Genomic DNA, 17,422 nt, shown 5'->3' with positions numbered 1-17,422 from the left:
GCACAATCTGGTCGATTTCACTGCAAAATCAGCCGGGTTTGGGCAATTGTGCTGCCAGTTTGTGAAGGGAAGCGTGATGGGAATCAGGAAACCTGCATTTGGCGAGGACGAATACCGCGAACGTTTGGTCAAGGTCCGCGCGGCCATGGCGCGCGCCGATCTGGACTGTTTGCTGATCACGGATCCGTCCAACATGTGCTGGCTGACAGGCTATGACGGCTGGTCGTTCTATGTGCATCAGGGCGTCATCGTTACCCATGACGCTGACCCGTTGTGGTGGGGTCGATTGCAAGACGTCGCAGGGGCGCATCGCACCATGTGGATGGCCCCGGACAGGGCTGTGGGCTATGCGGAACACTTCATTCAAACGTCTGAGCGCCACCCGATGGAGGATGCCGCGCAGTACCTTCGGGGCCGTGTAGGTGTCGAAATGGATAACTATTACTTCTCTGCGCAGGCCTATGCCGTGCTGGCCGGTGCCGATCTGAACCTGGTCGATGCCACGGGCCTTGCCAATTGGTGTCGTGCGGTAAAGTCCGAGGTCGAGGTTGCGCATATGCGCAAGGCTGCGCGCATTTCCGAAGCCGTTGTGGACGGGATGGCCGCGCGCATTGCGCCGGGTGTGCCCAAGAACGAGGTGGTGGCCGACGCCTTTCGCGATGCCATTCGCGGGGTGGGCGACGATTGGGGTGACTATCCTGCCATCGTGCCCTTGGTGCCCTCGGGGGCGGATGCCGCCGCACCGCACATGACATGGGATGGCCGCCCTTTCGAAAAGGGCGAGGCGACGACGATTGAAATCGCTGGATGCTATCGCCGCTATCACGCGCCCTTGTGCCGGTCCGTCTTCCTTGGCGACCCGCCGGACGAGATGAAGCGCGCGGAAGAGGCGGTGATCGAAGGGCTTGAGGCCGGCTTGAATGCGGCCCGCGCGGGCAATCAAACCCGTGATGTGGCGGCTGCGCTGAACGCCTCATTGAACAAGATCGGGATCGAGCGCACGGCGCGCTGTGGCTATCCCATCGGCCTGAGTTACCCCCCGGACTGGGGCGAGCGCACGATGTCGTTCCGCGCCGAGGACGACACTGTGTTGCAGCCCAACATGACCTTCCACTTCATGCCCGGCCTGTGGATGGACGGCTGGGGGCTGGCGATCACCGAAAGCATCCGGATCACCGAGGATGGTCCGGCGGAGTGCCTGTGTGATCGCCCACGGGGGATGATCGTCAAGCAGCAGGCTTGAGCATATCCCCATCCTTGAGCTGGGCGTAACACTCGTCGAGTGCGGTCCGTGCCCGGCGCCCCAGTTCTGCGATTTCCTCCGGTGTGATGACCAGCGGGGGAGAGATGACCATCCGGTCATAGACGTGGCGCATCACCAGGTTGTTGGCAAAGCAGCGTTCGCGGCACATGAAACCTGCGGTGCCCGCGTCCATGGCGAACTTGGCCCGACTGTCCTTGTGCGGTGTCAGGGCCATTGACCCCATCATGCCGGTAATCGTGGTCTCGCCCACCAGTGGATGATCGGCCAGCCCGTGCCACATCTCGTGCAGGGCGGGCATCGCCACATCGCGCACGTGATCCAGCACGTTCTCTTCCTCGAGAATGCGCAGATTTTCCAGTGCCACGGCAGAGGCGACAGGGTGGCCGGAATAGGTGTAGCCATGGTTGAACTCGCCCGAGCCGATGACCTCGGCCACCTCGTCGCTCACGATGGACCCGCCGATGGGCTGGTAACCCGAGCTGAGCCCCTTGGCGATTGTCATGATGTGCGGCCTGATCCCCAGGGTCTGACTGCCAAACCAGTTACCGGTGCGGCCAAAGCCGCAAATGACCTCATCCGCGATCAGCAGGATTTCGTATTTGTCACAGATGCGCTGGATTTCCGGCCAATAGGTGCTGGGCGGAATGATGACCCCGCCCGCGCCCTGGATCGGTTCGGCGATGAATGCGGCGACACGGTCTTCGCCATGGGCAAGGATCGCGGCCTCGAGTTCCTGCGCCCGTGCGACGCCAAAATCCTCGGGCGTCATGTCACCGCCCTCGGCCCACCAGTTCGGCTGGTTGATGTGGTGAATGTCGGGGATGGGCAGGCCGCCCTGTTCGTGCATCGGGGTCATGCCACCCAGGCTGCCCGATCCGACAGATGATCCGTGATAGGCGTTCTTGCGGCTGATGATCATCGTCTTGGTCGGCTTGCCCTTGATCGCCCAATAGGTGCGGACCATGCGGATGTTTGTATCGTTCGCCTCTGACCCCGATCCAGCAAAGAACACGTGATTCAGGTCGCCCGGCGCGAGTTCCGCGATCTTTTGGGCCAGCGCAATGGCGGGCACGTGGGTCGTCTGGAAGAAGGTGTTGTAGTAGGGCAGTTCCTTCATCTGGCGCGCGGCCACGTCGGCCAACTCGCTACGTCCGTAGCCGATGTTCACGCACCACAGCCCCGCCATGCCGTCGAGGATTTCATTCCCCTCGCTGTCATGCAGAAACACGCCCTTGGCCCGGGTAATGATGCGCGCGCCTTTTTCGGCCAGCTCTCCGCCCGCGGTGAAGGGGTGCATATGATGCGCGGCATCTAGGGCTTGCAGCTCGGATGTGGGCAGGTGGTTGGTGATCGCGGGCATGAATACCTCGGGGTTAGAGAACGTGCTGACAATATGGGCAACGCGCGTCCCGTCAATCCGCCAGATGCAATCTGGCTGGACGGCTGGCACAAAACTTGTTTTCATGTGGGCTGACCCGGAAAACCGGGCACTCAACGGGAGTACACCATGAAAAAGATGATGCTGAGCACGGCCGCAGCCGTTGCCCTGACCGGCGCTGCACTGGCGGATGAAGTGCGGGTTTACAACTGGTCCGACTATATCGACGAAGAGTTGCTGACCAAGTTCGAGGAAGAGACTGGCCTGGACCTGATCTATGACGTGTTTGACAGCAACGAAGTGCTGGAAACCAAGATGCTGGCGGGTTCGTCCGGGTATGACGTGGTTGTGCCCTCGGGTACGTTCCTGCAACGCCAGATTTCCGCCGGCGCGTTTCAGAAACTGGATGCGTCCAAGCTGCCCAACGCCGAAAACCTCTGGGATGTGGTCGAGGCGCGGACCGCCCAGTACGACCCCGGCAATGAATATTCGATCAACTACATGTGGGGCACCACCGGCATCGGCGTGAACGTTGGCAAGGTGCAGGAGATTTTGGGTGAAGATGCACCCATCGGATCGCTCGAGTTGGTCTTTAACCCCGAGAATATGGAAAAGCTGGCCGCCTGCGGTGTGCATTTCCTTGATGCCCCGACCGAGATGATTCCGGCAGCCCTGAAATACATCGGTGAAGACCCCGACAGCCATGACCCCGATGTGCTGGCCAAGGCCGAGCCGATCCTTTTGGGCGTGCGCCCCTACATCCAGAAGTTCCACAGTTCGGAATACATCAATGCGCTGGCCAATGGCGACATCTGCGTGGCCTTTGGCTGGTCAGGTGACATCCTGCAGGCGCGCGACCGGGCTGCCGAGGCCGAGAATGGCGTCGAGGTTGCCTATAACGCACCCAGCGAAGGTGCGCTGATGTGGTTTGACCAGATGGCAATCCCGGCAGATGCGCCCAACCCCGAAGGCGCGCACATGTTCCTGAACTTCATCATGGATGCGCAGAACATGGCGGCCGCGTCGAACTACGTCTACTACGCCAACGGCAATGCGGCCTCCAAGGAGTTCCTGGTCGAGGACGTGATCGGCGATCCGGCGATCTACCCTGATGAGGCGACGCTGGAAAACCTGTACACAACCACACCCTATCCGGCGCGCGTCCAGCGTACGGTCACGCGGATGTGGACCAAGATCAAATCGGGCACCTGATACCCGGTTTTCTGGGCGCGGGGACACCTCCGCGCCCTTTCTCATTTTAGACGGAATTCCCCTTGGCAGAGACTGTTTTCGCCCCCTGGGACGACCCGGCAGAGAAACCGCTGATTCGGTTTCGCAATGTCACCAAACGCTTTGGCGATTTCACGGCGATTGACGATCTGACACTCGACATTTTCGAACGCGAGTTCTTTGCGCTTCTGGGGCCATCGGGCTGTGGCAAGACCACGATGATGCGGATGCTGGCGGGGTTCGAAACACCCAGCGAAGGGTCGATTGAACTGGCGGGCAGTGACATCGCGCGGGTGCCGCCGAACAAGCGTGCCGTGAACATGATGTTCCAGTCTTACGCGCTGTTTCCGCATCTGAGCATCTGGGACAACATCGCCTTTGGTCTGCGCCGCGAAAGCAAGGACAAGGCCGCGATTGCCATCCGCGTCGAAGAGATGCTGAAGCTGACGCGGCTGGAGAAGTTCGCCCGTCGCAAGCCGCACCAGATTTCAGGCGGACAGCGTCAGCGCGTTGCCTTGGCGCGGTCACTGGCCAAGGCACCCAAATTGCTGTTGTTGGACGAACCGCTGGGCGCGCTTGATGCCAAGCTGCGCGAGGCGACCCAGTTTGAGCTGATGGACATCCAGGAAAAGACGGGCACGACATTTGTGATCGTCACCCACGATCAGGAAGAGGCGATGACCGTCGCCAGCCGGATTGCGGTGATGGACGAGGGGCGGGTCATGCAGGTCGCCACGCCCGACCGGATTTATGAAGCGCCAAATTCTGTCTATGTTGCCGACTTTATCGGTGACGTGAACATCATCGCCGGACAGGTCAGCGCCTCGGGCCCCGGCGCGTTTGACCTGACCTTTGCCGCGGGGCAAACGCCCGTTACCGCCGCGTCGGACATCGCATTCTCGGATGGGCAAACTGCGCATCTGGCAGTGCGCCCTGAAAAGGTGGCCATTCACACTGCCAAGCCTGAGGGCGTTGAAAACCTGCTGTCGGGCAAGGTTCTGGACATTGCCTATCTGGGCAATCTGTCGACCTACCATGTGGAATTGCCGGGCGGTCAGATCATCAAGGCGCAGACCGCCAATACACGCCGCCTGTCGCGCCGTGATATCACTTGGGAAGACAATGTTTGGGTCAGTTGGACCAAGACCGCCGGGGTGCTGCTGGAGAAATGAGGCGCATTTTCCTCATATCAGTGCCGTATCTTTGGCTGCTGGCACTGTTCCTGATCCCTTTCGCCGTGGTGTTCAAGATTTCGCTGTCCGACATCGCGCTGGCCATTCCGCCCTACACGCCCACGGCCAAGGACGGCATCTGGACCATGCTGTCGCAACTCGACTTCGAGAATTTCATCTTTCTGACCGAGGATGATCTGTACTGGAAGGCTTATCTGAGTTCGCTCCAGATCGCGCTGATTTCGACCCTGCTGACCCTGCTGGTCGGCTATCCAATGGCTTACGCGATGGCGCGCGCACCCGAACAATGGCGGCCCACATTGCTGATGCTGGTGATCTTGCCATTCTGGACCTCGTTCCTGATCCGGGTTTACGCATGGGTCGGCATTCTGTCGGGCGAGGGGTTTTTGAACCAGTTCCTGCTGTGGATCGGGATCATCGACGCGCCGCTGACCATCCTGAACACCAACACGGCGGTCTATATCGGCATCGTCTACACCTATCTGCCATTCATGATCCTGCCGATCTATTCCGCGCTGGATCGCCTCGACGGATCACTGATCGAGGCGGCTGAGGATTTGGGCTGCTCACGGCTGAAAGCCTTTTGGTTAGTGACGATTCCGCTGTCCAAGAACGGCATCATCGCGGGCTGTTTCCTCGTCTTCATTCCGGCCTTGGGCGAATTCGTGATCCCATCCCTGCTGGGTGGTTCTGGCACATTGATGATCGGCAAAGTGCTGTTCGAAGAGTTCTTTTCCAACCGCGACTGGCCGGTGGCGAGTGCGGTGGCGGTTATCCTGCTGCTCATCCTGATCGTGCCCATCGTGCTGTTCCAGCGCAACGAACAGCGCCAGGCCGAGGCTGATCAATGAACCGCTTGTCGCCCTTCAATGTCGTGTCGCTGACGCTTGGCTTTGTGTTCCTTTACGTGCCGATGCTGATCCTTGTGATCTACAGTTTCAACGCGTCCAAGCTGGTGACGGTCTGGGCCGGTTTCTCGACCAAATGGTATGGCGAGTTGCTGCGGAACGAGGCGTTCCTGGATGCCGCCTGGGTTACCTTGCGGGTGGCGGTGATTTCCTCGACCATCGCGACCATTCTGGGCACCATGGCGGCCTATGTGCTGATCCGTGGTGGTCGCTTCTTTGGGCGCACCCTGTTTTCCGGCATGATTTACGCCCCGCTGGTCATGCCCGAAGTGATCACGGGCCTGTCCCTGTTGTTGCTGTTCATTGGCATCGGGCTTGACCGGGGTGTTCTGACCATCGTGTTGGCCCACACCACGTTTTCGATGTGTTTCGTGTCGGTCGTCGTGTCCTCGCGCCTTGTCACCTTTGACCGGTCGTTGGAGGAAGCCGCGCTTGACCTTGGCGCATCCCCCTTTGAAGCCTTCCGTTTGATCACCTTGCCCATCATTGCCCCCGCGGTCATCTCGGGCTGGTTGCTGGCCTTCACCCTCAGCCTCGATGACCTTGTGATTGCATCCTTCACCTCCGGACCATCCGCTACCACGCTACCGATGAAGATCTGGTCTTCGGTCAGATTGGGGGTGAGCCCGGAGATCAACGCGCTCAGCACCATCTTGATCGGCTTGGTGACCATTGGGGTTATCGTTGCGTCCCTGGCCAGCAAGCAGGCGGCGGTGCGGGCCAAGCGGGATGAACAGGCCGCCGCGCGCGCAGCATGAGGCGCATCTTTTCCGATTACGCCTATGGGCCGGGGCCACGGACAGGGTGCTGGTGGGATAACACCGTCGACATTGCATCCAATCCGACATTGCAGGGTGACGTCGCATGCGATGTCGCAATCGTTGGGGGTGGTTTCACAGGCCTGTCAGCGGCCTTGCATCTGGCGCGCGCGGGTGCGTCCGTTGTCCTACTCGATGCCAACAGCATGGGTTGGGGCGCATCCGGGCGGAACGGTGGCTTTTGTTGTCTTGGCGGCGGCATGGCATCTGATGGTGCCATCGATCAGACCTATGGTCGTGCGGCGCGTTTGGAATGGCGGCGTACCGAGGTCGAGGCTGTGCGATCCGTCGAAGCGCTGATTGCCGAGTTGGACCTGGACGTGGAGCGCCATTCGGTTGGCGAAACATGTCTGGCTCACCGTGCGCGCGAGATGCTGGAGTTCGAGGCAGATGCCGCGCGTGTGCAGGAGAACTACGGGGTGATGCCAGAGTTGGTATCGCGCGATGAGTTGCACACGCAAGGGATGTCTGGCCCGTTTCACGGCGCGATGACCATTCCGATCGGGTTTGGCCTGAACCCCGCAAAGCTGGTCAAAGGTTTGCTTGATGCGGCCAGGGCGGCTGGTGCGCGATGCTTTGACAACAGCGCGGTGACGCAGATTGATGGGACCCACGTGGTGACCAAGCGAGGGACGGTGCGCGCTGACCGGATCATTCTGGCCACGAACGGATACTCCAGCGAAGACGTGCCCGACTGGATGGCGACCCGCTATATGCCAGCACAATCCACGGTGCTTGTCACACGCCCTATCACCGCAGCCGAGCAGCAGGCGCAAGGGTGGACAACGGGCCAGATGGCTTACGATACCCGCAAGCTGTTGCACTACTTTCGCCTGATGCCTGACGGGCGCTTTCTGTTCGGTATGCGGGGTGGGGTGTTTTCATCCGCGCGGGCCGAGGCGCGGGCCCGTCACCGCGTGTTGCAGGATTTTCGGCGCATGTTCCCGGCATGGCGCGGTGTCGAGGTGACGCATAGCTGGTCGGGGATGGTCTGCCTTGCACGCAACATGTTGCCATTTGCAGGCGTGGTGCCAGGCGCCCCGCACCTGTTGGCGGGGTTTGCCTACCATGGCAACGGCGTGGCGATGGGTAACTATGCGGGCCGCATATTGGCTGAGCTTGCACTTGGGCACACGCCCGATCTTTATCCTGCGGGTATGCAAGATCCGGCCCGCCGGTTCCCGTTTGGGCCGTTCCGCAGGATGATCATGCCGCCGCTATACGGTGCGTTCCATCTGAGTGACCTGAAACCCTAAGCGCCTTCGCGCAGGCCGGTCACGTTGTTGGCTGCGATCATGTAGCCGCTGTCCAGCACCAGCAGCGTCGATCCGTTTTCGATCCTGGCCTCGGTGATACGCGAGTAGGTGAGCGCCGGTTCGGTCAACAGGATTTCACCATTTGCCTTGCTTTCAATCTCGAACGTGTACTCGCCGTGTGCGAACGCGGTGCCATCGGCCTTGGTGCCGGTCCAGTCATAGGGCTCTGCCCCAAGCGGCAATGCGATACGCTGAACTTCCGTGCCTTGTGCGTTTGTGACGATCAACGACACTTCATCAGCTGCAATGGGTGGGTTGGGCGCGATGGTCACGGGGTCCCCGTCGAACTTTGCAGGCCCAAACACCAAAGCGTCCATACCGATCCAGTTCGCAGCCCCCGACATGTCGTTTGCACCCAATGCCTGCAACATCTGCTCCATCAGGTCATTGGTTGTGACCTGTTGCTCTACCATCGAAAACTGCGCCAGTTGAGCGGCATATTCTGATGAATCGATTGGCTCCAGCGGGTCCTGATACTCTGCCTGTGCGGTCAGCATTTTCAGGAACACCTCGAAGTCCGAACTGAGAACGCTGGCATTGCTGCCACTTGAAGACGTGGTCGTCGTGCTGGCGGCGTTGGTTGCAGAAAGTATGTCCATTTGTCACTAAAACCTCATGTCGACGCCTTCAGGCGTGATGGAAAGCCGGGGTGGATTGGGTGCGGCCGGTGCAGAAGGGTGCCCGCTAGGCATCTCGAGCGTGGTCATATCGGTGTCCGGCGGATCACCCGTATTGTCGCTGTTTTCGGCATGATTGCCTTGTTCGAACGAAAAGGACACATCCTCGTACCCCAGCTCGGCAAAGGACTGACCGAGGTCATCGATGTTGCGCCGCATCAGATCGAGGGTGTCTGGCCTGTCGGCGAGAATGCTGACGCTTATGCCCGCGTCGGTGGCGCTCAGCACCATGCGAACGCGGCCCAGTTCGACCGGGTTCAGCGCGATTTCGACGGTTTTTTCCGGGGATCGGTGGATCGCTTCGGCGATCTGGCGGGGAATGTGAGGGGGCATCTCGGCCTTGGTCAGGGGGGCGAGATGTGTCGTAGGCGTAGCCAGATTGGAGCCTCGCACATCCCAGACGATCTCGCTGGGTGCATCGAAAGGTGTGTCAGCGCGCGCGCTGCCCTCCACGCGGGTTTGGGGCAATTGAACCAAGGGTTTCACGGCTGTGCGCGCGCTCAAAACCGGACGGACATCCGACTTGCCCCAGATTGTTAGGGGCGCACCATCTGCAGCTTGATCCCCGCGCACGAGCGCTGGGTGCTGCTGTTCCGATTTGGGATGGTGGGCTGATATCGCGAATTGAGATACGGAAAGTGTGGACAACCTATTGGGTTTTTGGCCCTTGGGCGCAGCCTCTGCCACGCTCAATGTGGTTGGGGGCATCGTGGATGCCTCGTTGCCGCCGCCGCGCTGTGTTCCTTCGGTGATCAGGGTTGCCGTTTGACCATTGAGGTGCCGATCGACAATCGATTGTGTGGCGATCTGTTGTACGCTCGCCGGCACTTTGGCTTGAGCCGAACCTGCAGGGTCTGACCTGACGCGTTCGCTGTACTGGGACACGATTGTCTGAGCCTGCAAATCGGCCTTTGCAGCATCCGGCACAAAGGACACTGTCGTCGGCCTGACTGCGTTAACACGCGGATTTTGCGAAGCCACCGGTTGGTTACCTGATTTCACTTTTGGCGCAACGGATGGGGAAATTTCAACTCTGTCCACCTTCTTACCGTGCGATGGGCCTTCGGGCTGGTCACCCTCAGCCAAGGCAGTTGTCGCCGCAGATGGTTTGTTCTTCTCCCCTTGGGTGCTGGGCGCTTTGTCAGTTGCGGTAGGCGCCTGTCCAGCGATCGGGTTTTTGGCGCCCACGTGGTGAACGGATACATTTTTGACGTGTTCTGCAGTATCGACAGACGTTGATGTTGCCTGCGCGTCAGCGCGTTGTGGCTGTGTTTGCTCCACGATGGTGTGGACAGTGATGACTTTGACACTGCTGGTGGTGCTGGACGCCGCGCTGTCGACAGCGTCTGGAGCATGAGTTCCCATCATTGCACCGAAGCGTGATGGCGCGTGTGAGTGTCGAGGTGACACTTCCGCAAGGCCGGCCCGCGGTGTCGATTTGGTAAGCTCAGATCCTTTGGCGGTGTTTGATTCAACTACTGAAGCAGAATGTAACGCCACCTCTGGTGTTGCCACAGGATGGCTCGTGTTTGCAGGAACTTCTAGCCGAGGGCCGGAAGGTGCTGTCGCGCCACGATTTGCAGGCACCCTGTCTTGCGGTTTGCCTGTCACCCGAATGACCGTCGCCCGATCGTTTTGAACACCGGTAAACAGTGCCGCCGGCGTGCTGGCGATCCCGCGATCCGTGCGGGGATATGTCGTGTGTGTCCCACCATCGGCGTGATTGGCTTTTGTGCCAGTCCCCGTGGGTGCCTCGTCGGCGGTGGAGCCTCGCGGCTGCTCGGTCTGGAACGACTTTGTCGGCTGCGCGTTTGGCGCGACGGTGTCCGGATGAGCGTCACGATGTCGACCCTCGACACTGTTATCTGAACCAAGGTCATCTTCGTTTGCTTGCGCCTCGTCCGCCAGCGTCATTGCGGTCGCTTCCGCCTCTTGATCAGACGCCGCCGCGTTCAGAAAAAAATCTGCAAACCCCTCACCCTGTTCTGGAGCAGGCAGCACCGGCTTGGACGGTTGGGCCGCTCCGGACGTGCCGGTTATCAAGTCGAGGTTCATACGCGTCTCCGGGATTTCTTCCACGTTACGCGCACCATGGGTCATCGATGGTTACCGGTTCTTTACCGATGATCCGGCATGATCCGGAAAATCATTCGAATTGAAAGGAATTACCCATGGAGATTGGGTCGATACATTCTGAACTTGCGCCAAAACCGTCTGGCCGGGATGCGGCACTGCGTGCTGCGGCTCAGAAGCTCGAGGCCACGTTTCTGGCCGAGATGCTGAAATCAGCGGGTTTCGGCAAAGCGCGAGAAGGGTTCGGCGGCGGTGCGGGAGAGGACAATTTCGCCTCTTTTCTCGTTCAGGCGCAGGCCGAGGAAATCGTCAAATCCGGTGGGTTGGGGTTGGCCGAAAGCCTGTTTGATGCCTTGAAGGAGCGCCAGAATGACACGTGAAGATCTGCAGAACACAATCGATTCACTGGATGACCTTCTGGATGCAGAACGGGCGGCACTTCTGAAAGGCAACCTTGAAGATGTTGCCCGTTTGCTTGAGCGCAAAGAAGGGTTGATCGACGCACTCAATCGCATCGAGTTCAAGGAGCGTTCGGATTTCGAAGGGCTGCAAGCCAAGGTCGAGCGGAATCAGGCCTTGCTCGATTCAGCACTGGATGGTGTGCGATCGGTCGCACGGCGCCTGGCCGCGATCCGGCGGGTGCGGCAATCCTTGGATACTTACGACTCTTTCGGAAAAAAGCGGACGGTCGATGTGCGCAGCAATGGATCAGTCGAAAAACGTGCATGAACTGTGTTGATTCAAATCCGATGCATATGCGCTGCCGGTCCTTAGGGTTCCATTAGGTATATGAGGGTCATGTTGCCCGGGCACTCAATTCGGGTGGCGCATGACCCCAGTCACGGGGGTGTGCATTTGTCAGAACGGCAATTGGTCTGTCCCACAGGGGCGGGACGTAAACCCTGGCGCAAAGCGCCGTGACAAAAGGAAATGCACATGTCGAGCATTCTTACGAACAACAGCGCAATGGTTGCGCTGCAAACACTGAAATCCATCAACAAAAACCTGGCGATGACCCAAAGCGAGATTTCGACGGGTAAGTCGGTGTCCAGCGCAAAAGACAACTCCGCCGTCTGGGCAATTTCCAAGGTGATGGAATCGGATGTCGCAGGCTTCAAAGCGGTGTCTGAAAGCCTGTCGCTGGGCGAAAGTACGGTGGCGGTTGCCGCAAATGCGTCGGAAACCATCACCGACCTGCTGAACGAAGTGAAGGGTCGCATCGTTGCCGCGCAGGAAGAGAATGTCGACCGCGACGCGATCCAGCAAGACATCACGTCCCTGACCGACCAGATCGGTTCGGTCGTTGCCGCAGCGCAGTTCAATGGTCTGAACCTGATCGACGGCTCCAGCACCGACAATGTCCAAATTCTGTCGTCGTTGAACCGCGACAACAGTGGCACGGTGACAGCAGGTCAAATTGACGTGGTTCGTCAAAACCTGTCGACGACAACTCCGGTCACTGCTCAGGCCTTCGGTACAGGCGCGTCTACCCAGCCTCTGGCGAACGAAGCGATCCAAGTGGCGGCGACAAACACCGGCTTTGCTGCGGCCGCCACCGACCCGGTCACATCAGAAACGGTCACGGGTGGTAACAGTGTCACGGTCAGCTTTGGCGCCGTCTCTGCAGGCAACAGCTACCAGCTGACCCTGGATGGCTTGTCGATCAACACTGCCGATGGCAGCTCGGCAACAGGTCGTCGTGACTTCCAGTTCGTCGCTGGTTCTGAAGATGGTCAAGCCGATGTCATCAATGGCCTCGCAAACCAGCTGAGCGCATTCTTTGAGGCCGCGACCGACAGTGCGGATGGCTATGCAGTGTCTGTCGATATTGCGAACAACACTCTGACGTTCTCGACTGGTGCGACCGCAGCAGACGTTGATGTCGGTGCGGTGTTCCAGAACGGCGGTACACCCGGCTCGACAGCGTCTTCCGGTGGCCTTGGCGCTCTGGCAAATGTTGACGTGACCACAAATTCGGATGCTGCGGCCGCCCTGACAACAATTGATGCTTTGATCGAGCAGTCGATTGGTGCTGCCGCGTCCTTTGGTACCGTGCAAAACCGGATTGAAACACAGTCCGAGTTTGTCAGTAACCTGACGGACTCGTTCAAATCCGGCATCGGGTCGCTTGTTGATGCGGACATGGAAGAAGTGTCGGCGCGTCTGCAGGCCTTGCAGACCCAGCAGCAGCTGGGCGTGCAGTCGCTCTCGATTGCCAACCAGGCGCCGCAGACGATCTTGTCGCTGTTCCGTTAAGCCAACGAGGCGAGGCGCTGAACCAGCGCCTCGCCACTTCAACCCTTCTTCGAATTTGAACAGGTGACAGTGTGAACGCAACGTCTCAGGCCATGCGCGGATACGCGGAAAACGCAGTCTCCACCCGTAGTGATCGTCGGGCAGAGTACGAAGTGATTGGCCGCGTGACACAGCAACTGCGGGACCGCGCCGTTGATCGGAAAGCAAATTTTCCAGGCCTCGCTGAAGCATTGCACATCAATCAGAAGCTTTGGACCGCCCTTGTCGTTGACGTGGCGGACCCTGAAAACCCTCTGCCCAATGAGCTGAAGGCACGCATCGTCTACCTTGGTGAGTTTACCAGCCAGCACACGCGCCGGGTTCTGAAGGAAAAAGCGTCGGTCCTGCCGCTTCTGGAAATCAACATGGCCATCCTACGCGGCCTAAAAACGGAAGGCGCCATCACATGAGCGGACTCATCCTAAAGCTCAGCCCGAAAGAGCGGGTCTTGATTAACGGTGCCGTAATTGAGAATGGAGATCGGCGCAGCCGACTGGCCATCATGACGCCCGATGCGCATATCTTGCGATTGCGCGATGCCATCCATCCAGAAGATGCCAAAACACCTGTGCGGCGGGTATGTTACGCGGTCCAATTGGTCCTGTCCGGCGACGCGAGCAAGGAAGAAGCCCGCAGATCATTGCTGCGCAATATCGAGGAATTGAGCCAGGTCTTTATCGACCATGACAGTCGCAAGCATCTGGACATGGCCTCTGCAGCTTTGGTGCAAGACGACCACTATCGCTGCTTAAAAGCTCTGCGCACTTTGCTGCCTCGAGAAGAACGCCTGTTGGCTGCGGGAGCCTGAATTCCCATGTATCAGCCGGTCTTGATATCCTCTGGCCTTGTCGGTTGGCAGTTCCTGCAGCGAACCTACGACCAGCAGTTGGCGACCTTCAATCAATCTGCTCAGCTCAAGCGGGAAACGGATCAGTTTGCTGAAAAGATCGCGTCCGTCACCACAGCGGAAGAACTGGTATCCGACCGACAAATGTTGACGGTCGCCTTGGGCGCCTTCGGCTTGCAAGACGATATCGACAACCGTTTTTTCATCGAAAAAATGCTCAGCGACGGCACAACAGCGGACGATGCACTGGCCAACCGGTTTACGGACAGTCGCTATCGCGACTTTTCCGAGGCGTTTGGTTTGGGCCCGGGCGAACTACGCGGCGTGCTTCGCCCAGGTTTTGCTGATGAAATCATTGAGAAGTACCAGGCCAACAGTTTCGAAGTTGCCACGGGCGCGCAGGACGAGACGATGCGTATTGCGCTTTATGCAGAGCGCACATTGAGCGATGTGGTTGGTGAGTCTGGTAGTGAAGCGCAGAAATGGTTCACGATCATGGGGCAACCGCCTTTGCGCACGTTGTTCGAGACGGCCCTAGGTCTGCCTTCTTCGTTCGGCCAGCAAGACATCGACCAGCAGCTGGCTGTTTTTCAGGATCGAACCGAAAGTATCTTTGGTGTCTCTGACCCGGCCGAATTTCTTGACAGCGACAACCTGGACAGGTTGATCACGACATTTCTCGCACGGTCTCAATTGAACGAGGGCGGTGCAGGTGCGTCAGGTGCTGCGATTGCGCTGACGCTTCTTAGCACATGACATTAGATGTCGAAGTGGCGTAGCTGCCGGAAAGGCGGCATGCTCTGGTCAACGAGGTCGCCGGATACTTCTAGTCGACCGCGTCGAAAGTCCGGCACAAAGAGGATCATCAATGGCGCATGGGCGTCAACTTACCCTTTCCGCCCATACCTGCCCCGGCCCTGCGAAGAACGAGTTTCAGTTGATCAAAACTGTGTGCGCATCCCTGCGCATGTGTAAGTGTCATTGCATCGTCGATGGCTGGCGAGATTTGCATGGCTGCATCGATGTCTGGATCCGCACCCGCGGAGTAAAGACCGGCAGATATCATCATTTGATTTTGTGAATAAACGCTCATGTGTCGCCTGATCTGTGCGATGATTTCATTCTCTTCTTCGGAGGCCGCAGACGGTAAGCTGCGCGAAACGGAGCGCAGGATATCTACGGCCGGGAATCGCCCCCGCTCCGCAATGGTGCGGTCCAGAACGACGTGGCCGTCCAAGACCCCCCTCAAGATATCAGCAATCGGTTCATCCATGTCCGATCCGGCAACCAGCACGCTGAAAACGGCCGTGATGTCGCCCTGGTCATGCGCACCCGGACCGGCGCGTTCACATAGAGACATGATCATGTGGGACGTGGATGGCGGAAAGCCGCGCAAGACTGGCGCCTCACCCGCTGCCACCGCCACTTCACGATGTGCCTCTGCAAATCGCGTGATCGAATCCGCGAGCAGCAACACCGACAGCCCTTGATCGCGAAAATGCTCTGCAACAGCCATGGCTGTCCATGCACATCGACGCCGAACAAGCGGCGATTGATCGGATGTGGCTGCTATCAGAATTGTGCGTTTGCGCCCGGCCTCACCCAAAACGTCATCTGCGAAATGCCGCACCTCGCGCCCGCGTTCCCCAATCATGGCGATCACCACCACATCGGCTGTCATCACTTGCGCCAGGCGACCCATCAAGCTGGATTTGCCGACACCGGACCCCGCGAACAACCCGATCCGCTGACCGCGCACGATCGGCAACATCGTGTCAAAGACGACATGCCCGGTGTCGAGCCGTTGGCCCAAAGGGCGTCGGGTTGCCGCAGCGGGGGGCTGTGACAAGAGTGCGCGGGGTGCAAGCCCGGCCGTCAACGGCATGCCATCGAGCGGGTTTCCGTCCGGATCAATGATCCGGCCCAACCACGACATATCCGGCGCGATGCCCGCGTTCCGATCCAGTACAACACGATCAGCAAGCGCAATACCTGCAACGGGCGAGTCTGGCAAAACGATGGCGCCGGAAGGGGTCAATTGGACAACTTCCCCATGTAGAACACTGCCATCCCGACGCGTGATTTCAGCGCGGTCCCCGATGCGTGCGTCCTGATCCAGACCCGTAACCGACAGCATCCCGCCCTGAACGCCGATCACGCGCCCCAGTCTGCGAGCGACCTGAAGACCGGAAAGGTGTTTGTTCAATGATTTCAAACGCGCCGCTTGCTGCATCGGATCCTCCAGATGGCTGCAAACAGTTTTTAAAGGAATCACGGTTAAGCCTTGATTGAAATTGCTCGAGGGAGAAGCCCCGATGTTCCAGAATCTGACTATTTTTCAAACGGCTTACGCAATGGCCGTCCATGCAGGCCAGAAACAGGCGGTTGTTGCTCAGAACGTGGCCAACGCGGATACGCCCGGATATGTCGGACGTGATCTGCCCAGTTTCCAGGAAATCTACGCGCCCAAGGAAAATGGGGCGACGATGCAGCGCGCCACGCGACCCGGGCATTTGCATGGTGCCGTGCAACAGGGTGTTGACGGATTAATGACCGAAGACCGGAGTTTTGCCGCACCGGACGGCAACACGGTGTCCATCGAATCCGAAATGTTGCGAGCAACGGACGCCAAGCGTCAGCACGACCGTTCTCTGGCGATCTACAAATCAGCGTTGAACATCGCGCGCGCCAGCCTTGGCCGTCAATAAAGGGTAACGCATGAGTGAATTTTCCAAAGCGTTGTCGGTTTCGACCAGCGGGTTGCAGGCGCAATCGTCGCGCCTGCGGCACTTGTCCGAAAACATCTCCAACGCGGACACGCCGGGATATCGGCGAAAAACCATCCCGTTTCAGACTGCGTTTGCCGCAGGTAGTGGAGTTTCGAATGTCGAAGTTGGGCGTGTGTCGCTGGACGATCGCCCGCTTGAGCGTGTGTTCGATCCATCGCACCCGATGGCGGACGACAGCGGGCACTATGATGGTTCGAATGTCGACCTGCTGATCGAGCTCGCGGACGCGCGCGAAGCACAGCGCAGTTATGAAGCAAACCTCAAAATGTTCGAGCAGGCCCGGCAAATGTCGTCCGGTCTGATGCAATTGTTGCGCCGTTAAGCGTCGCACAAAAAAGGAGATCCAGAATGGATACAGCAGCCCTGTCCGCAGTACAGAATTACACCGCATCCCGTCCGGCAACACAGCCCAGTGATGCCTCAGGTGACAGCATGTTCGGGCGTATGGCCATGGACTTCGCCGAAACGCTCGCACAAGGCGAACAGGTGGCGCAGCAGGCGATGGTTGGTGACGCGGACCCGCATGCACTTGTGCAGGCCCTGGCGCAAACAGAACTTGCCGTCGAAACTGCGGTGACTGTCCGGAACAAGGTGGTCGAAGCCTATCAGGAAATCCTGCGGATGCCTGTTTAAG

The 17,422-nt window shown here is 59.0% G+C and carries 19 protein-coding genes; 15 read left to right on the top strand and 4 right to left on the bottom strand.

Annotation, left to right across the window (positions count from 1 at the left end):
* Positions 1-76: 76 nt before the first annotated feature.
* Positions 77-1,243 carry a M24 family metallopeptidase gene (locus ACMHLQ_RS11975; RefSeq protein ID WP_415405031.1) on the top strand — a complete coding sequence of 389 codons (1,167 nt, stop codon included), beginning with the start codon at positions 77-79 and terminating at the stop codon, positions 1,241-1,243.
* Here ACMHLQ_RS11975 and ACMHLQ_RS11970 read toward each other — a convergent pair.
* Positions 1,227-2,624: an aspartate aminotransferase family protein gene (locus tag ACMHLQ_RS11970; protein WP_415405273.1), complete on the bottom strand. Its 1,398-nt coding sequence runs from the start codon at positions 2,622-2,624 to the stop codon at positions 1,227-1,229. The genes ACMHLQ_RS11975 and ACMHLQ_RS11970 overlap by 17 nt on opposite strands.
* Before the next feature lie 147 nt (positions 2,625-2,771).
* Between ACMHLQ_RS11970 and ACMHLQ_RS11965 the strand changes: the two genes are divergently transcribed.
* The 5 genes from ACMHLQ_RS11965 (at position 2,772) to ACMHLQ_RS11945 (ending at position 8,047) form a co-directional block, all read left to right on the top strand.
* Positions 2,772-3,854, top strand: coding sequence for a polyamine ABC transporter substrate-binding protein (locus ACMHLQ_RS11965; protein WP_415405030.1), 1,083 nt, complete (start codon positions 2,772-2,774; stop codon positions 3,852-3,854).
* 62 nt (positions 3,855-3,916) lie between these two features.
* A complete protein-coding gene (locus ACMHLQ_RS11960) occupies positions 3,917-5,044 on the top strand; it encodes an ABC transporter ATP-binding protein (protein WP_415405029.1) in 1,128 nt (375 codons plus the stop codon).
* Complete coding sequence (locus ACMHLQ_RS11955) at positions 5,041-5,916, top strand: ABC transporter permease subunit (protein WP_415405028.1); 876 nt, start codon at positions 5,041-5,043, stop codon at positions 5,914-5,916. The genes ACMHLQ_RS11960 and ACMHLQ_RS11955 overlap by 4 nt, the downstream gene beginning before the upstream one ends.
* The gene (locus tag ACMHLQ_RS11950; protein WP_415405027.1) at positions 5,913-6,731 is read left to right on the top strand and encodes an ABC transporter permease subunit; all 819 of its coding nucleotides are present in this window, start codon (positions 5,913-5,915) and stop codon (positions 6,729-6,731) included. The genes ACMHLQ_RS11955 and ACMHLQ_RS11950 overlap by 4 nt, the downstream gene beginning before the upstream one ends.
* The gene (locus tag ACMHLQ_RS11945; RefSeq protein WP_415405026.1) at positions 6,728-8,047 is read left to right on the top strand and encodes an NAD(P)/FAD-dependent oxidoreductase; all 1,320 of its coding nucleotides are present in this window, start codon (positions 6,728-6,730) and stop codon (positions 8,045-8,047) included. The genes ACMHLQ_RS11950 and ACMHLQ_RS11945 overlap by 4 nt, the downstream gene beginning before the upstream one ends.
* Here the strand turns inward: ACMHLQ_RS11945 and ACMHLQ_RS11940 are convergent.
* Together ACMHLQ_RS11940 and ACMHLQ_RS11935 are read right to left on the bottom strand one after the other, a co-directional pair.
* Positions 8,044-8,706, bottom strand: a complete 663-nt coding sequence (locus ACMHLQ_RS11940; RefSeq protein WP_415405025.1) for a flagellar hook capping FlgD N-terminal domain-containing protein — start codon at positions 8,704-8,706, stop codon at positions 8,044-8,046. The two genes, ACMHLQ_RS11945 and ACMHLQ_RS11940, sit on opposite strands and share 4 nt — an antisense overlap.
* A 6-nt stretch (positions 8,707-8,712) precedes the next feature.
* Positions 8,713-10,839, bottom strand: a complete 2,127-nt coding sequence (locus ACMHLQ_RS11935) for a flagellar hook-length control protein FliK (RefSeq protein WP_415405024.1) — start codon at positions 10,837-10,839, stop codon at positions 8,713-8,715.
* A gap of 116 nt (positions 10,840-10,955) precedes the next feature.
* On the opposite strand from ACMHLQ_RS11935, the gene ACMHLQ_RS11930 reads away from it, so the two are divergent.
* The 6 genes from ACMHLQ_RS11930 (at position 10,956) to ACMHLQ_RS11905 (ending at position 14,755) form a co-directional block, all read left to right on the top strand.
* Positions 10,956-11,237 (top strand): rod-binding protein, encoded by a 282-nt coding sequence (locus tag ACMHLQ_RS11930; RefSeq protein ID WP_415405023.1) that lies wholly within the window; start codon positions 10,956-10,958, stop codon positions 11,235-11,237.
* Positions 11,227-11,586, top strand: a complete 360-nt coding sequence (locus tag ACMHLQ_RS11925; protein WP_415405022.1) for a flagellar biosynthesis protein FlgN — start codon at positions 11,227-11,229, stop codon at positions 11,584-11,586. Before ACMHLQ_RS11930 ends, ACMHLQ_RS11925 begins: the two co-directional genes overlap by 11 nt.
* Positions 11,587-11,793: 207 nt before the next feature.
* Positions 11,794-13,113: a flagellin gene (locus ACMHLQ_RS11920; RefSeq protein WP_415405021.1), complete on the top strand. Its 1,320-nt coding sequence runs from the start codon at positions 11,794-11,796 to the stop codon at positions 13,111-13,113.
* A gap of 71 nt (positions 13,114-13,184) precedes the next feature.
* A complete protein-coding gene (flaF, locus tag ACMHLQ_RS11915) occupies positions 13,185-13,562 on the top strand; it encodes a flagellar biosynthesis regulator FlaF (RefSeq protein WP_415405020.1) in 378 nt (125 codons plus the stop codon).
* Positions 13,559-13,960 carry a flagellar biosynthesis repressor FlbT gene (gene flbT / locus ACMHLQ_RS11910; RefSeq protein WP_415405019.1) on the top strand — a complete coding sequence of 134 codons (402 nt, stop codon included), beginning with the start codon at positions 13,559-13,561 and terminating at the stop codon, positions 13,958-13,960. The genes flaF and flbT overlap by 4 nt, the downstream gene beginning before the upstream one ends.
* A gap of 6 nt (positions 13,961-13,966) precedes the next feature.
* Complete coding sequence (locus tag ACMHLQ_RS11905) at positions 13,967-14,755, top strand: DUF1217 domain-containing protein (RefSeq protein WP_415405018.1); 789 nt, start codon at positions 13,967-13,969, stop codon at positions 14,753-14,755.
* Positions 14,756-14,864: 109 nt separating this feature from the next.
* On the opposite strand, the gene ACMHLQ_RS11900 is transcribed toward ACMHLQ_RS11905, so the two are convergent.
* The gene (locus ACMHLQ_RS11900; protein WP_415405017.1) at positions 14,865-16,232 is read right to left on the bottom strand and encodes a FliI/YscN family ATPase; all 1,368 of its coding nucleotides are present in this window, start codon (positions 16,230-16,232) and stop codon (positions 14,865-14,867) included.
* An 82-nt stretch (positions 16,233-16,314) separates the two neighbouring features.
* Between ACMHLQ_RS11900 and ACMHLQ_RS11895 the strand changes: the two genes are divergently transcribed.
* From ACMHLQ_RS11895 to fliE, 3 genes are read left to right on the top strand one after another with little or no spacing between them, the layout of a single operon-like run.
* Positions 16,315-16,707, top strand: a complete 393-nt coding sequence (locus ACMHLQ_RS11895) for a FlgB family protein (RefSeq protein ID WP_415405016.1) — start codon at positions 16,315-16,317, stop codon at positions 16,705-16,707.
* Positions 16,708-16,717: 10 nt separating this feature from the next.
* Positions 16,718-17,110 carry a flagellar basal body rod protein FlgC gene (gene flgC, locus ACMHLQ_RS11890; protein WP_415405014.1) on the top strand — a complete coding sequence of 131 codons (393 nt, stop codon included), beginning with the start codon at positions 16,718-16,720 and terminating at the stop codon, positions 17,108-17,110.
* A 26-nt stretch (positions 17,111-17,136) separates the two neighbouring features.
* Positions 17,137-17,421 (top strand): flagellar hook-basal body complex protein FliE, encoded by a 285-nt coding sequence (gene fliE, locus ACMHLQ_RS11885; RefSeq protein WP_415405013.1) that lies wholly within the window; start codon positions 17,137-17,139, stop codon positions 17,419-17,421.
* Position 17,422: the final 1 nt, after the last annotated feature.

It is taken from the genome of Tateyamaria algicola (genome assembly GCF_047715485.1).
In the GTDB taxonomy this organism is placed as follows: Bacteria; Pseudomonadota; Alphaproteobacteria; order Rhodobacterales; family Rhodobacteraceae; genus Tateyamaria.
The sequence above is the reverse complement of the archived record's forward strand: the minus strand, read 5'-3'. Positions and strand labels throughout refer to the sequence as shown.

Bases quoted from the DNA above. Each gene is read 5' to 3' on its own strand.
- ACMHLQ_RS11975 (WP_415405031.1), top strand. From the start codon at position 77: ATGGGAATCAGGAAACCTGCATTTGGCGAGGACGAATACCGCGAACGT.
- ACMHLQ_RS11970 (WP_415405273.1), bottom strand. From the start codon at position 2,624: ATGCCCGCGATCACCAACCACCTGCCCACATCCGAGCTGCAAGCCCTA.
- ACMHLQ_RS11965 (WP_415405030.1), top strand. From the start codon at position 2,772: ATGAAAAAGATGATGCTGAGCACGGCCGCAGCCGTTGCCCTGACCGGC.
- ACMHLQ_RS11955 (WP_415405028.1), top strand. From the start codon at position 5,041: ATGAGGCGCATTTTCCTCATATCAGTGCCGTATCTTTGGCTGCTGGCA.
- ACMHLQ_RS11950 (WP_415405027.1), top strand. From the start codon at position 5,913: ATGAACCGCTTGTCGCCCTTCAATGTCGTGTCGCTGACGCTTGGCTTT.
- ACMHLQ_RS11945 (WP_415405026.1), top strand. From the start codon at position 6,728: ATGAGGCGCATCTTTTCCGATTACGCCTATGGGCCGGGGCCACGGACA.
- ACMHLQ_RS11940 (WP_415405025.1), bottom strand. From the start codon at position 8,706: ATGGACATACTTTCTGCAACCAACGCCGCCAGCACGACGACCACGTCT.
- ACMHLQ_RS11935 (WP_415405024.1), bottom strand. From the start codon at position 10,839: ATGAACCTCGACTTGATAACCGGCACGTCCGGAGCGGCCCAACCGTCC.
- ACMHLQ_RS11930 (WP_415405023.1), top strand. From the start codon at position 10,956: ATGGAGATTGGGTCGATACATTCTGAACTTGCGCCAAAACCGTCTGGC.
- ACMHLQ_RS11925 (WP_415405022.1), top strand. From the start codon at position 11,227: ATGACACGTGAAGATCTGCAGAACACAATCGATTCACTGGATGACCTT.
- ACMHLQ_RS11920 (WP_415405021.1), top strand. From the start codon at position 11,794: ATGTCGAGCATTCTTACGAACAACAGCGCAATGGTTGCGCTGCAAACA.
- flbT (WP_415405019.1), top strand. From the start codon at position 13,559: ATGAGCGGACTCATCCTAAAGCTCAGCCCGAAAGAGCGGGTCTTGATT.
- ACMHLQ_RS11905 (WP_415405018.1), top strand. From the start codon at position 13,967: ATGTATCAGCCGGTCTTGATATCCTCTGGCCTTGTCGGTTGGCAGTTC.
- ACMHLQ_RS11900 (WP_415405017.1), bottom strand. From the start codon at position 16,232: ATGCAGCAAGCGGCGCGTTTGAAATCATTGAACAAACACCTTTCCGGT.
- ACMHLQ_RS11895 (WP_415405016.1), top strand. From the start codon at position 16,315: ATGTTCCAGAATCTGACTATTTTTCAAACGGCTTACGCAATGGCCGTC.
- flgC (WP_415405014.1), top strand. From the start codon at position 16,718: ATGAGTGAATTTTCCAAAGCGTTGTCGGTTTCGACCAGCGGGTTGCAG.
- fliE (WP_415405013.1), top strand. From the start codon at position 17,137: ATGGATACAGCAGCCCTGTCCGCAGTACAGAATTACACCGCATCCCGT.